This window comes from Streptomyces sp. Ru71, from assembly GCF_002920535.1.
Classification (GTDB): Bacteria; Actinomycetota; Actinomycetes; order Streptomycetales; family Streptomycetaceae; genus Streptomyces.
This window is the reverse complement of sequence record NZ_PQSS01000010.1, coordinates 100,317-113,114: the sequence shown is the minus strand read 5'-3', so window position 1 is coordinate 113,114 and position 12,798 is coordinate 100,317. Positions and strand designations below refer to the sequence as shown.

12 protein-coding genes and 1 pseudogene are annotated in these 12,798 nt (G+C 73.3%); 10 read left to right on the top strand and 3 right to left on the bottom strand.

Annotation, left to right across the window (positions count from 1 at the left end):
- Positions 1–29: 29 nt before the first annotated feature.
- Positions 30–1,010: an ATP-binding protein gene (locus tag C3489_RS09155; protein ID WP_103781255.1), complete on the bottom strand. Its 981-nt coding sequence runs from the start codon at positions 1,008–1,010 to the stop codon at positions 30–32.
- A 101-nt stretch (positions 1,011–1,111) separates the two neighbouring features.
- Here C3489_RS09155 and C3489_RS09150 point away from each other — a divergent pair, with 101 nt between their 5' ends.
- On the top strand, positions 1,112–1,936 hold the full coding sequence (locus C3489_RS09150; protein WP_103781254.1) for a Fic family protein: 825 nt from the start codon (positions 1,112–1,114) through the stop codon (positions 1,934–1,936).
- A 395-nt stretch (positions 1,937–2,331) separates the two neighbouring features.
- Here the strand turns inward: C3489_RS09150 and C3489_RS09145 are convergent, their stop codons facing one another.
- Positions 2,332–3,165, bottom strand: a complete 834-nt coding sequence (locus tag C3489_RS09145) for an HAD family phosphatase (protein WP_103781253.1) — start codon at positions 3,163–3,165, stop codon at positions 2,332–2,334.
- Between the two features lie 571 nt (positions 3,166–3,736).
- Here C3489_RS09145 and ssd point away from each other — a divergent pair.
- The 7 genes and pseudogenes from ssd to C3489_RS09110 form a co-directional block, all read left to right on the top strand.
- Entirely contained in the window at positions 3,737–4,849 is a 1,113-nt protein-coding gene (ssd, locus tag C3489_RS09140) for a septum site-determining protein Ssd (RefSeq protein ID WP_103781252.1), read from the top strand.
- A 209-nt stretch (positions 4,850–5,058) separates the two neighbouring features.
- Positions 5,059–6,255 (top strand): TadA family conjugal transfer-associated ATPase, encoded by a 1,197-nt coding sequence (locus C3489_RS09135; RefSeq protein WP_103781289.1) that lies wholly within the window; start codon positions 5,059–5,061, stop codon positions 6,253–6,255.
- Positions 6,248–7,129 (top strand): type II secretion system F family protein, encoded by an 882-nt coding sequence (locus C3489_RS09130; protein ID WP_103781251.1) that lies wholly within the window; start codon positions 6,248–6,250, stop codon positions 7,127–7,129. The genes C3489_RS09135 and C3489_RS09130 overlap by 8 nt, the downstream gene beginning before the upstream one ends.
- Positions 7,130–7,157: 28 nt before the next feature.
- Complete coding sequence (locus tag C3489_RS09125) at positions 7,158–7,955, top strand: type II secretion system F family protein (RefSeq protein ID WP_103781250.1); 798 nt, start codon at positions 7,158–7,160, stop codon at positions 7,953–7,955.
- An 83-nt stretch (positions 7,956–8,038) separates the two neighbouring features.
- Positions 8,039–8,251 (top strand): DUF4244 domain-containing protein, encoded by a 213-nt coding sequence (locus C3489_RS09120; RefSeq protein ID WP_103781249.1) that lies wholly within the window; start codon positions 8,039–8,041, stop codon positions 8,249–8,251.
- On the top strand, positions 8,238–8,603 hold the full coding sequence (locus tag C3489_RS09115) for a TadE family type IV pilus minor pilin (protein ID WP_103781248.1): 366 nt from the start codon (positions 8,238–8,240) through the stop codon (positions 8,601–8,603). Before C3489_RS09120 ends, C3489_RS09115 begins: the two co-directional genes overlap by 14 nt.
- 23 nt (positions 8,604–8,626) lie before the next feature.
- Positions 8,627–9,031: pseudogene (locus C3489_RS09110) on the top strand (Rv3654c family TadE-like protein); the annotation flags it as partial.
- Here the strand turns inward: C3489_RS09110 and C3489_RS09105 are convergent.
- The gene (locus tag C3489_RS09105) at positions 8,976–11,609 is read right to left on the bottom strand and encodes a DEAD/DEAH box helicase (protein ID WP_258054616.1); all 2,634 of its coding nucleotides are present in this window, start codon (positions 11,607–11,609) and stop codon (positions 8,976–8,978) included. The pseudogene C3489_RS09110 and the gene C3489_RS09105 overlap by 56 nt on opposite strands.
- 82 nt (positions 11,610–11,691) lie before the next feature.
- Between C3489_RS09105 and bldG the strand changes: the two genes are divergently transcribed.
- Together bldG and C3489_RS09095 are read left to right on the top strand one after the other, a co-directional pair.
- Positions 11,692–12,033 carry an anti-sigma factor antagonist BldG gene (gene bldG, locus C3489_RS09100; RefSeq protein WP_009189842.1) on the top strand — a complete coding sequence of 114 codons (342 nt, stop codon included), beginning with the start codon at positions 11,692–11,694 and terminating at the stop codon, positions 12,031–12,033.
- A 108-nt stretch (positions 12,034–12,141) separates the two neighbouring features.
- Positions 12,142–12,576 carry an ATP-binding protein gene (locus C3489_RS09095; RefSeq protein ID WP_103781247.1) on the top strand — a complete coding sequence of 145 codons (435 nt, stop codon included), beginning with the start codon at positions 12,142–12,144 and terminating at the stop codon, positions 12,574–12,576.
- The last annotated feature ends 222 nt before the right edge of the window (positions 12,577–12,798 follow it).

Genomic DNA, 12,798 nt, shown 5'->3' with positions numbered 1-12,798 from the left:
GACCGTACGCGTCAAACGGACCGCACGCCTCACACGGGCGCGGCGATCTCCTCGCCGAGCACGAAGTCGGGGTCGACCTGCGCCGCCAGGTCGGCCCCGGTGCGGGCGTTGCCCCAGGACTGGGCGTTCTTGAGGTGGAAGTGCACCATCTGGCGGGTGTAGCGGGCCCAGTCGCGCCGTTCGTACGTCGCGTCAGCGGCCGCCTGCAACTGCCGCAGGGCACGGCGGTTGGCGTCCTCCAGGAGGTCGAACCGGGGCGGGCGGCCCTTCTCAATGGCGCGCACCCAGTCGGAGTGCCCGACCGTCACGAGCAGGTCGTCGCCGGCCTCGGCGCGGAGGAAGTCGACGTCGTCCTGGCCCTGCACCTTGTTGCCGACGACCTTCAGCGCGACGCCGAAGTCGCGGGCGTACTCCTTGTACTGGCGATAGACGGAGACCCCCTTCCTGGTGGGCTCGGCGACGAGGAACGTCATGTCGAAGCGGGTGAACATGCCCGAGGCGAAGGAGTCCGAGCCCGCCGTCATGTCCACCACGACGTATTCACCCGGCCCGTCCACCAGGTGATTCAGGCACAGCTCCACCGCTCCGGTCTTGGAGTGGTAGCAGGCGACCCCCAGATCGGCGTCCGTGAAGGGGCCGGTGACCATCAAACGGACGGCGTCGCCGTCGAGTTCCACCGGCCGGGCGCAGGCGTCGTAGACCGGGTTGTCCTCCCGGACCCGCAGCAGCCGGGAGCCCTCGCCGGGCGGCGTCGTCTTGATCATCGTCTCGGCGGAGGCGATCCGCGGGTTGGTCCCGCGCAGGTAGTCCTTGATCAGTGGCAGGTGGTCGCCCATCGCCGGCAGTGCGGCGGCCTCCGGCTCGTCGAGGCCGAGTGCGGCGCCGAGATGCTGGTTGATGTCGGCGTCGACGGCGACGACCGGGGCGCCCGTGGCCGCGAGGTGGCGGATGAACAGGGAGGAGAGGGTGGTCTTACCGCTGCCGCCCTTCCCGACGAAAGCAATTTTCATGTTCACGAAGCGTAGTGTGATGATGGCGGTGCGTGGCGAGCCGACGTGAAGAAGACCACTCCTTCGTGGGGTGCGGCGCCCGGATGCGTAGTGTCGTACCCATGAGTACGACAGGCGCGACCGCCGACCCGCTCGCGGCCCTGGGCGACCTGCCCGGAGTGGCCGAGTCCGTGGAGTCCGTGCGCAAGGCCGTGGACCGGGTCTACGGGCACCGGATCATGCGCCGGCGCAGCCCGGAGATCACCGCCGAGGCGGCGCTGCGCGGCGCTCGCGGCTCGGCGGCGCTGTCCGGCGCCGACTGGGCGCTGGAGGAGGTGCGCCGGCGGACCGACTTCAGCGGTGACGACGAGGCGCGGGTGATGGGTGCGGCGCTGCGGCTGACCGCCGAGGCCGGGCAGCTGCTGTCCATCTGGCGGCAGTCGCCGCTGCGGGTGCTGGCCCGGCTGCACCTGGTGGCGGCCGCCAGTGACGACGAGCAGGTCGGGCGGCCGCGGCAGGCCGGCGAGGACGTCGACGAACCGCTGGTGGAGCTGCGGCTGCCGGGCGCCGCGGAGGTCTCCGGCCGCCTCGAAGGGCTGGCCGACCTGATCATCAAGGGCAGCTCGGCGCCCGCGCTGGTGACGGCGGCGGTGGTGCACGGCGAGCTGCTCGCCCTGCGGCCCTTCACCTCGCACAACGGTCTGGTCGCGCGCACCGCCGAGCGGATCGTCCTGATCGGCAGCGGGCTGGACCCGAAGGCGATCTGCCCGGCCGAGGTGGGTCACGCCGAGCTGGGGCGTGCCGCTTACCTGGCGGCCCTGGAGGGATACGTCTCCGGCACCCCGGAGGGCATGGCGGCGTGGATCGCGCACTGCGGCCGGGCGGTGGAACTCGGCGCCCGCGAGTCGACGGCCGTGTGCGAGGCGCTGCAGCGCGGCGCGGCGTAAGCGGCCGAAAGGAAAAGCGCCCCCAGGGGGCGCCGAACAGGGTTGCGGCGGTACGAGTTCTCGTACCGCCGCTGGCATGTCCACCGGGTTACCATGCGTCCTCGATATATGCCCATCAGGTCGGGGTCTTTGCCCGTCACCTGGTGCGGCTGGCCCGTAATCGACGGGTCGACGTCGCGTGGGTGCCCGGTGTCCATGCTCGGTCCGTGGGGCCAAAATGCGTCTTAAAGGTGATCCTCGCGGATGTCCTTCGGTCTCGCGGGCCGTTGAGTCCTTTGTACTCCAGACCGGGAGTAAGCGGAACCCCTGCCTGTACTTCTTTACTTTTGCCCTCAAATAGTAGGGAAACGGACAGGGTTACGCCGAATGGGTGACGGGATGGGTGACGGGCCTGCTCAGACGACTGCTGTGCGGCGCCGATTCGCGTACCAGACCAGGCCCGCCGTGGCCGCCGCGGCGCCTATGGCGGCGGCCGCCACCAGGGCCGGCCGGGGCGGCACCGAGAACCTCCGAACGCGCTGCTTGAGCCGTACCGGCCGGTGGAAGTCGAGAACCGGCCACCCGCGCGAGAGCGCCTCGCGGCGCAGGGCGCGGTCCGGGTTGACGGCGTGCGGGTGGCCTACGGCCTCCAGCATCGGCAGGTCGGTCGCCGAGTCGCTGTAGGCGTAGCAGCGGGCCAGGTCGTATCCCTCGGACGCGGCGAGTTCCCTGACGGCCTCGGCCTTCGTGGGGCCGTAGGCGTAGTACTCCACCTCACCCGTGAAACAGCCGTCGTCGCCCACGACCATCCGGGTGGCCACCACCCGGTCCGCGCCGAGCAGCTCCCCGATCGGCTCGACGACCTCGGCGCCCGAGGTGGAGACGATCACGACGTCCCGGCCCGCGGTGTGGTGCTCCTCGATGAGGGAGGCGGCCTCGTCGTAGATGATCGGGTCGATCAGGTCGTGCAGGGTCTCGGCCACGAGCTCCTTCACCTGCCGTACGTTCCAGCCGCGGCACAGCGCGGACAGGTACGCGCGCATGCGCTCCATCTGGTCGTGGTCGGCACCGCCGGCCAGGAACACGAACTGGGCATATGCGGTCCGCAAGACGGCCCGGCGGTTGATCAGACCGCCCTGGTAGAACGACTTGCTGAAGGTGAGCGTGCTCGACTTCGCAATGACCGTCTTGTCCAGGTCAAAGAAGGCCGCTGTGCGGGGCAAGGAGTGGTTTTCCACGACCCAGAGCATAGGGGCAGCCCATTCGGCGTAAGGTGGGGCGCGTGGGTTTGCCTGAGAGGCCTCTCGGGTACACCATGGAAGTCACGGATCGTTCGCGACCGTGCTAACCCGGTCCGACTCCTCCCCCCCCGAGTCGGCCGTGGAGACGACCCCCGCTCTCCCCCCCGGCGGGGGTCGTCGCATGTCCGGGTGGGTTTTTCCCTTTTCTGTGCGACTGTCCTGCGGCGCAGGGCCGACTTGGAGCATCAGCCGGTCATGCACATGACTGGTTACTGTGGGTATCCCCAGGACTCCACTGTGGAAAGTCGCACACGTGGCGGACAAGCGTCACCGGTATGGGTGATGGCGATATTCACAACCGCTGGCTCGTCCACAGTTATCCACCAAGATCCACACGATTTCCGGGATCGCTGCACCGTGATTCCAGCGCGCCCTGATCGCGGCCAGTTCGTGGCCGGTTCCGATTGCGGACGCGTATGGCCGGTTTCCGTCGGCCGGTCATATGGAGGCCGCTTGCCGGTCCTTCACACGGTTGGGAATCGCGGGGCCCGAGAGGCCGCGCGCCATGCAGCGAAGGGGGATGAAAACCGTGGCCGGAACCGTCACACACGACCCGCCGCCCGCCACTTCGGGACGCCAGGGGCGACCGCTCATCGTCACGGAGGACGCCGAACTCCTCGACGACCTGCTGCGCCTGTGCGCGGCCGCGGGCGCCACACCCGAAGTCCACCACGGCGTACCGCAGCCGCGGGGCAGCTGGGAGGCGGCACCGCTCGTCCTGGTCGGCGACGACGCCGCCCACCGGGTGCGCGGCACCGCCCGGCGTCGGGGCGTGGTCCTCGTCGGGCGCGACCAGGACGACTCCGGGGTGTGGAAACGCGCCGTCGAGATCGGCGCCGACCACGTGCTGATGCTGCCCGACGGCGAACAATGGCTGGTCGACCGCATCGCCGACGTCGCCGAGGGCGTCGGCCGACCCGCCCTCACGGTCGGCGTCATCGGCGGACGCGGCGGCGCGGGAGCCTCCACCCTCGCCTGCGCTCTCGCCGTCACCTCCGCGCGGGAGGGACTGCGCACCCTGCTCGTCGACGCCGATCCGCTGGGCGGCGGACTCGACGTCCTGCTCGGCGGCGAGAGCGCCGACGGCCTGCGCTGGCCGGCGTTCGCCGCCTCACGCGGCCGGGTCGGCGGCGGCGCCCTGGAGGAGTCGCTGCCCCGGCTGCACGCACTGCGCGTGCTCAGCTGGGACCGGGGCGACTGCGTCGCCGTACCCCCGCAGGCCGTCCGCGCGGTGCTCGCCGCCGCCCGGCGCCGGGGCGGCACCGTCGTCGTCGACCTGCCGCGCCGCCTCGACGACGGGGTCGCCGAGGTCCTCGCCCAGCTCGACGTCGGTCTCCTCGTCGTCCCCGCCGAGCTGCGCGCCGTCGCCGCCGCCGGAAGGGTGGCGTCCGCCGTCGGCATGGTCCTCAAGGACCTGCGTGTCGCCGTACGCGGCCCCTACGCGCCCGGGCTCGACGACCGCGAGGTGGCGAGGCTGCTGGGGCTCCCCCTGGCAGGGGAGGTGCCGCTGGAGACGGCCCTGCTGCGCCCCGGCGAGGGCAAAGCGCCACCGGGCGCGGCGGCCCGCGGCCCGCTGGCACGGTTCTGCACGCAGTTCTGGGAGCGTGCGCTGATCGAGGCGGGTGCGGCGTGAACGGCCGGGAGGTGACGACTCGCTGTGCGACGGCCCGTGGCGGGGCCACTCGTGATGGAACCACTCGTGATGGGGCCACTCGTGATGGGGCTGCTCGCCATACGTCGGCCAGTGCCGTGACGGCTCTGGATGCGACGCCTTTCGAGGCGACACCCTTCGCCACGACGGCCTTCGCCACGACGCCCTTCGACGCGACGACCGGTGCGGAGTTGCTGGACGGCGTGCGGCGTCGGCTGGCCGCGAGCGGTGCGGAGCCCACCCCCGCGCGCGTGGCCCAGGCACTGCGCGAGCAGGGGCGGGTCCTCGGCGACGCCGAAGTCCTCGGTGCGGCCGAGCGGCTGCGCTCCGAACTGGTGGGCGCGGGGCCGCTGGAACCCCTGCTGGCCGACCCGACCGTGAGCGACGTGCTGGTCTCGGCCCCCGACCGGGTCTGGGTGGATCGCGGCGCCGGCCTGGTGCTGACCGATGTCACCTTCCCCGACCCGGCCGCCGTGCGACGGCTGGCGCAGCGCCTGGCCGCGGTGGCCGGGCGGCGCCTGGACGACGCCCGGCCCTGGGCAGACGCGCGGCTGCCCGACGGCACCCGACTGCACGCGGTGCTTCCCCCGGTCGCCGTCGGCTGCACCTGCCTGTCACTGCGGGTGGTACGGCCACGGGCCTTCACGCTCGGCGAACTGGTCGCGGCCGGCACCGTGCCGCCCGGCGGGGACCGGGTGCTGCGCGCCCTGCTGGCGGCCCGGCTGTCCTTCCTGATCAGCGGCGGCACCGGCAGCGGCAAGACGACCCTGCTGAGCGCGCTGCTCGGCCTGGTCGGGGCGGACGAGCGGATCGTGCTCGCCGAGGACTCTGCGGAGTTGCGGCCCGACCATCCGCACGTCGTACGGCTGGAGACCAGACCAGCCAACCAGGAGGGCGCCGGCCTGGTCACGCTGGATGACCTGGTGCGGCAGGCGCTGCGGATGCGGCCCGACCGGCTGGTCGTCGGCGAGGTGCGCGGAGCGGAGGTCGTGCACCTGCTGGCCGCCCTCAACACCGGCCATGAAGGAGGCGCGGGCACCGTCCACGCCAACGCCGCCGCCGACGTCCCGGCCCGCCTGGAGGCGCTCGGTACGGCGGCCGGGCTCGACCGGGCCGCGCTGCACAGCCAGCTGGCGGCCGCCCTGTCGGTCGTGGTGCACCTGGCCCGTGACCGGGCCGGGCGGCGGCGGATCGCCGAGGTGCACGTCCTGGAGCGGGATCCGTCCGGGCTGGTACGGACGGTGCCCGCCCTGCGGTGGGGGCCGGAGGCGTTCGTCCGCGAGCGGGGCTGGCAGCGGCTTCGGGGACTGCTCGGCAGCCACGGGGACGCGTGCGACGAGGCAATTGTCGCTGCGCCCGGCACTCGGGGAGGTGACACGCATGGGTGAGACGGCGTGGGGTGCGACGGAGACCTCCTGGGCTGCCGCCGCGGCCTGTCTGGGCATGGCGGCCTCGCTGCTCGGCGGCGATCACTTCGGGGCGCGGCGGGCCCGGCTGGTGCTGGCCGGCGGGGGAGTCGTGGCGATGGGGCCGCCCGCCTGGCCCGACCTCGCCGACGAGATGCGGCGACTACTCGCGCGATGGCGCCCCGAGTGGTGGGCGGTGGTCGCCGGAGCGGTGCTGGGGATGCTGGGCGGCTCGCTGCTGCCGCTGATCGCGGGGGCGGCCGGGGTGCCGCTGCTGCGCCGGGCCCGGCTGGCCGGTGAGGCGCGGCGTGCGCGGGAGCGTCGCGGGGACGCCGTGATCGCGCTGTGCGCCGCGCTCGCCGGAGAGGTGCGCGCCGGGCGGCAGCCGGGCCATGCGCTGCTGAGCGCGGCGCGCGAGTCCGGCGGTCTCGGTGACGGGCAGGCCGCGGTGCTGGCGGCGGCCCGCTTCGGCGGGGACGTCCCGGCCGCACTGCAGACCGCGGCCCGGCAGCCGGGCGCCGACGGACTGCTGGGGCTCGCCGCCTGCTGGCGGGTGGCCCTGGACCAGGGCGCGGGCCTCGCGGCCGGACTGGACCGGCTTCAGGCGGCCCTGCGTGCCGAACGCGACCAGCGGGCGGACATGAGCGCCCAGTTGGCCGGCGCACGCTCCACGGCGGTGCTGCTCGCCGGTCTGCCGGTCCTCGGCCTGGCCCTGGGGACCGCGCTCGGCGCGGATCCGCTGCGGGTGCTGCTGCACACCGGGACGGGGCTCGGCTGTCTGCTCGTCGGCGGACTGCTGGAGGCGGCGGGCGTGTGGTGGGCGCTGCGGATCGTGCGGGCCGCGGAGTCGGTGTGAGGGACGACGGGAGGGGAGTCGAGGCGTGATGGGTACGGACGTTGTCCACAGTCTGGGGGCGGTCCTGGGGCTGGTGACTGCCCTGGCCTGGGCGGCCGGCCGGCTGGAGCGGGTGCGCGGCGAGCGCCGGGCGCGCAGACGGCTGGCCCGGCTGCTGGCCCCGGAGCCGGTTCCGGCGGGTCCCCGGCTGCGGGTGCGGGGCGCGTGGGGGCACTGGCTGCCCTTGGTGGCCGTCGCGGGCGCGGGGTGGGCCGTCGTCGGCGGGGTTGCCGGAGTCGCGGTCGGTGTGGCCGCCGCGGCCGGGCTCTGGCACTGGCGCCGCCGGCGCTCGGTGGCCGGGCCCGTGGTGGGAGTCGGCCTGACGGCGGCCGAACTGCGCGAGGCGGGGCGTCAACTCCCGCTCGCCGCGGACCTGCTGGCGGCGTGCATCACCGCGGGCGCCGGGCCGGTGGTCGCGGCGCGCGCCGTCGGTGAGGCGCTGGGCGGCCCGGTCGGAGAGGCGCTGGCGCGTGGCGCGGCCGAGGTACGGCTCGGCGGTGAACCGGCGGACGCCTGGCGGAGGTTGGCCGAGCTGCCCGGTGCCGGGGCGTTGGCGCGGTTGCTGGAGCGGGCCGATGTGAGCGGGTTGCCGGCGGCGGGGCCGGTCGCGCGGATCGCCGCGGACGCCCGCGCCGACTGGGCGCGCACGGCGACGGAACGGGCGCGGCGGGCGGCGGTGTTGGTGACCGCGCCGGTCGGGCTGTGCTTCCTGCCCGCGTTCATCGTGATCGGCGTCCTGCCCGTGGTGATCGGGTTCGCGGGCGGGCTGTTGGAAGGGGGTGGCTGAGGACCGGCCTGACCCAGCGGCACTTCATCGAAGGACCTGATCGAAGACCTCATCGAAAAGACCGAGACCTCACGGGGGTTGAGATGTACAAGGCAGTAAGGGCACGGCTGTGGGTACTGCTGCGCAGGGCGCGGGCGGTGACGCGGAGGGACGCCGGGATGGTCACCTCGGAATACGCGGTCGGCGTGCTCGCGGCAGTGGCGTTCGCCACCGTGCTGTACAAGCTGGCCACGAGCGAGGCGGTCTCCGCCCAGCTGCAGGCCCTGATGAATCGAGCGCTCGGTGCGGCGGTCTGAGCGGCGCGGGGACGGCGGGTTCGTGACGGCGGAGACGGCCGTGGCGCTGCCGGTGCTGGTGCTCTTCGCCACCGCGCTGGTGTGGGGGCTGCTCGTCGTCGCGGCACAGGTGCAGTGCGTGGACGCGGCGCGGACGGGTGCCCGTGCCGCCGCCCGGCAGGACCCGGTCGAGGAGGTGATCCGGGTGGCCCGGGACACGGCTCCGCACGGCGCCCGGATCACCGTCGGCCGGGAGGGTGACCAGGTCCGGGTGGTCGTGGAGGCCAAGCCCGCGCTGTTGCACGGGCTGTCCTTCCAACTTCGCGAAGAGGCGGTCGCGTTGGCGGAGGAGACGGTGGGGGTGCAGCCGTGAGGCGTGGTGGGAGGAGCAGGGGAGTGCGGCGGTCGCGGTGCACTCGCGCGTGCCCGCCGGGCCGGTACGCCGACGGTCGGGACCGTGGGTCGGCGACCGTGTGGAGCGTCGGGGTGATCGCCGTGCTGTGCGTGGTGTTCGCGGCCGTGCTGGCACTCGGGCAGGCCGTCGTGGTCCGGCACCGCGCGGCCGGCGGCGCGGACCTCGCGGCGCTCGCGGCGGCGGATCACTGGGCGGAGGGCACCGACGCGGCCTGCGCCCGGGCGGCCGGCGTCGCGCGGGCCCAAGGCGTACGGCTGGTGCGGTGCGGGATCGTCGGCGAGACGTCGGACGTGACGGCGGCATCGGGACGGGCCCCGCTGGCCGCCGAGGTCAGGGCGAGAGCGGGCCCCGCGGTGCGGACGCCGATGGATCCGCCGCCTCCGCCTGCTCCACCGGCCCCTCTCCCGGCGTCTCCGTCGGCATCCCTTCCGGCGTCTCCGTCAGCTTCGCTTCCTGCCCCTCCGTCGGTTTCTCCTTCGCCCCCGGTTCCCCCTCCGCCTGCCCCTCCGGCGTCTCCTCCGGCGCCCCCCGCAGCAGCACCGTGAGCAGGCGTATGGCGCCTCGTTTGTGCAGGGGGTCGTTGCCGTTGCCGCACTTGGGGGACTGGATGCAGGACGGGCAGCCGGCGTCGCACTCGCAGGAGGCGATGGCCTCGCGGGTGGCGGCGAGCCAGGCCCGGGCGGTGTGGAAGGCGCGTTCCGCGAAGCCCGCGCCGCCGGGGTGGCCGTCGTAGACGAAGACCGTCGGCAGGAGTGTGTCGGGGTGCAGCGGCACCGAGACGCCGCCGATGTCCCAGCGGTCGCAGGTCGCGAACAGCGGCAGCATGCCGATGGACGCGTGCTCGGCGGCGTGCAGGGAGCCGCCGAGGATCTCCGGGGTGATCCGGGCGGCGTCCAGCTGGTCCTCGGTGACCGTCCACCACACCGCCCGGGTGCGCAGCGTCCGCGGTGGCAGGTCGAGCTTCGTCTCGCCGAGGACCTCGCCGGTGATCAGTCGTCGGCGCAGAAAGGAGACCACTTGGTTGGTGACTTCCACCGAGCCGTAGCACAGGCGGCCCTCGCCCCAGGGGATCTCGATGTCCGTCTCCAGGACGGAGATCGCGGTGGTGTCGCGGGCGACGGTCGAATAGGGCGGGCTGGCCTGCTCGACCAGGGCGACGGAGTCCTCCAGGTCCAGGGAGCGCACCAGGTAGGTGCGGCCTTGGTGGAGGTGGACGGCGCCCTCGTGGACGGTGCTGTGCGCGGCGGCGGCGTCGACCGTGCCGAGCAGGCGGCCGGTGCCGGCCTCGACGACCTGGACCGGGCGTCCGCCGGCCCCGCGGATGTCGGTCAGGTCGGCGGCCCGCTCGCGGCGGGTCCAGTGCCAGGCCCTGGTCCGGCGGCGCAGCAGCTTCGCGGCCTCCAGCTGGGGCAGCACGTCCGCGCAGGACGGGCCGAACAGCTCCAGGTCGTCCTCGGCCAGCGGCAGCTCGGCGGCGGCCGCGCACAGGTGCGGGGCGAGGACGTAGGGGTTGTCCGGGTCGAGGACCGTGGATTCCACCGGTTGGTCGAACAGGGCCTCGGGATGGTGGACGAGGAAGGTGTCCAGCGGGTCGTCGCGGGCGATCAGTACGGCGAGGGCGCCCTGGCCCGAGCGTCCGGCCCGGCCGGCCTGCTGCCACAGGGAGGCGCGGGTGCCGGGGTAGCCGGCGATCAGGACGGCGTCCAGGCCGGAGACGTCGACGCCGAGCTCCAGGGCGGTCGTCGCGGCGAGACCGAGCAGCTCGCCGGAGTGCAGGGCGCGCTCCAGGGCGCGGCGCTCCTCCGGGAGGTAGCCGCCGCGGTAGGCCGCGACACGCCGGGCGAGGGAGCGATCGACCTCGGCGAGCCGCTCCTGCGTGATCACCGAGATCAGTTCGGCGCCACGCCGGGAGCGGACGAAGGCGACGGTGCGCACGCCCTGCACGGCGAGGTCGGTGAGCAGATCGGCCGTTTCGGCGGTGGCGGTACGCCGAACGGGTGCACCTTTCTCACCCTGCATCTCGGTGAGCGGGGGCTCCCAGAGGGCGAACACCAGTTCACCGCGTGGGGAGGCGTCGTCGGCCACCTCGACGACCGGCACGCCGGTCAGCCGGCGGGCGGCCACCGCGGGCTCGGCGGCGGTCGCCGAGGCCAGCAGGAACACCGGGAAGGAGCCGTAGCGGGCGCACAGCCGGCGCAGCCTGCGCAGCACCTGGGCGACGTGCGAGCCGAAGACGCCGCGGTAGGTGTGGCACTCGTCGATGACGACGTAGCGGAGCGACTTCAGGAAGGAGGACCAGCGCGGGTGGGAGGGCAGGATGCCGCGGTGCAGCATGTCCGGGTTGGTCAGCACGTAGTTGGCGTACTGGCGGATCCACTCGCGTTCCTCGAACGGGGTGTCGCCGTCGTACACGGCGGGCCGCACGGCGTGCCCGAGCGGCTGTGAAAGTTCCTTCACCGACCGGCACTGATCCGCCGCAAGTGCCTTGGTCGGGGCCAGGTACAGGGCGGTGGCGCCGCGGCCGTTGGCGGCCTCGGAGCCGTCCAGCAGCGCGGAGAGCACCGGGACCAGGTAGGCCAGTGACTTGCCGGAGGCGGTGCCGGTGGCGACGACCACGGAGGCGCCGTCCAGGGCGTGCTCGGCGGCCTCGGCCTGGTGGGCCCAGGGGTGCTCGATGCCGCACGCCTGTACGGCCGCGATCACCTCCGGACGGATCCGGTCCGGCCAGACGGCATGGCGGCCCGCGCGCGGGGGCAAGTGCTCCGTATGAGTGATGCGCGACGCGCGGCTGGGGCCCGAGGCGAGCCTGCCCAGGACAGCGCCCGGCTCCGGGCGGGAGACGGGCTCCGGAGAGGTTCGATCGGATCGGTGATTCTTGGCCATCGGCACCGAGTGTGTCACTGGCGTGACGGACAATGGAGTCAAGGCGTCGTGCACGCCTGCCGGTAAGTGATTGAATGCCATCGCGGCTGGCGAACCGTCCTTGGGGCTGCAAGCCGAGGTGTCCCGAGGGACGACCGCTCGATAGCAAGGTGCTGGAGGATCCGTGGACCTGTCCCTGTCGACCCGTACCGTCGGCGATCGTACGGTCGTCGAGGTCGGTGGCGAAATCGACGTATATACCGCGCCCAAGCTGCGCGAGCAGCTGGTCGAGCTGGTGAACGACGGGAATTTCCACCTCGTCGTCGACATGGAGGGCGTGGACTTCCTCGACTCCACCGGGCTCGGCGTGCTGGTGGGCGGCCTGAAGAGGGTGCGCGCCCACGAGGGCTCGCTGCGCCTCGTCTGCAACCAGGAGCGCATTCTGAAGATCTTCCGCATCACCGGTCTGACCAAGGTGTTCCCGATCCACACCTCGGTCGACGAAGCGGTGGCGGCGACCGACTGAGCACGCCTCCCGGGCGTGGGCCCGGGGCGGCCGAGTTGAACAGCAGGGGGACCGGGCCCGCGCGGCCCGGCCCCTCGACAGCACGCCCGTAGTCCGCGAGGGGGATGCATGGCCACCGTTGAGCTCCGCTTCAGCGCGCTGCCCGAGCATGTCAGGACCGCCCGGCTGGTGGCGGCAGCGGTGGCGCGCAGGGCCGGAGTGGACGAGGCCGTCCTCGACGAGGTCAGGCTCGCCGTCGGTGAGGCGTGCAGCCGTGCCGTCGGACTGCACCAGATCGGCGGCATCAGCGCGCCGGTGAAGGTGCTGCTGATCGAGGAGGAGAAACAGTTCTCCATCGAGGTCGGCGACGAGGCCCGGCACGCGCCCCTCGGCGCGTCGGCCGGTGCCGCGGGCGGTGACCCCGACGCGGACGTCGAGGAGGACGAGATGGGCCTCGCGGTCATCTCCGGCCTCGTCGACGACGTGGAGGTCACCGCGGGGGAGCACGGCGGGCAGATCCGGATGACCTGGCCGACCACCCCGCCGGCGACGGCGCTCACCTGACCGCCGTACATCCGCCGCACCACCTGAGAACCACCCGAAGGGCCCCCTCGTGGGGCCCTTCGTCGTGTGCGGATGTCAGTGGCCGCCCCTACAGTGGTTCACGCACCACATCGCCTCCGAAGTGACGCGTAAGAGGCGGTGCATTTCGTGAAGCAATTCACGATCTACGCGTCGCACGAGATGTGTCGGGAAAACGTCCCCGGGAATGCTTTCAGGGCATTA

Bases quoted from the DNA above. Each gene is read 5' to 3' on its own strand.
- C3489_RS09150 (WP_103781254.1), top strand. From the start codon at position 1,112: ATGAGTACGACAGGCGCGACCGCCGACCCGCTCGCGGCCCTGGGCGAC.
- C3489_RS09130 (WP_103781251.1), top strand. From the start codon at position 6,248: ATGGGTGAGACGGCGTGGGGTGCGACGGAGACCTCCTGGGCTGCCGCC.
- ssd (WP_103781252.1), top strand. From the start codon at position 3,737: ATGAAAACCGTGGCCGGAACCGTCACACACGACCCGCCGCCCGCCACT.
- C3489_RS09125 (WP_103781250.1), top strand. From the start codon at position 7,158: ATGGGTACGGACGTTGTCCACAGTCTGGGGGCGGTCCTGGGGCTGGTG.
- C3489_RS09145 (WP_103781253.1), bottom strand. From the start codon at position 3,165: ATGCTCTGGGTCGTGGAAAACCACTCCTTGCCCCGCACAGCGGCCTTC.
- C3489_RS09105 (WP_258054616.1), bottom strand. From the start codon at position 11,609: ATGGCATTCAATCACTTACCGGCAGGCGTGCACGACGCCTTGACTCCA.
- C3489_RS09155 (WP_103781255.1), bottom strand. From the start codon at position 1,010: ATGAAAATTGCTTTCGTCGGGAAGGGCGGCAGCGGTAAGACCACCCTC.
- C3489_RS09095 (WP_103781247.1), top strand. From the start codon at position 12,142: ATGGCCACCGTTGAGCTCCGCTTCAGCGCGCTGCCCGAGCATGTCAGG.
- C3489_RS09120 (WP_103781249.1), top strand. From the start codon at position 8,039: ATGTACAAGGCAGTAAGGGCACGGCTGTGGGTACTGCTGCGCAGGGCG.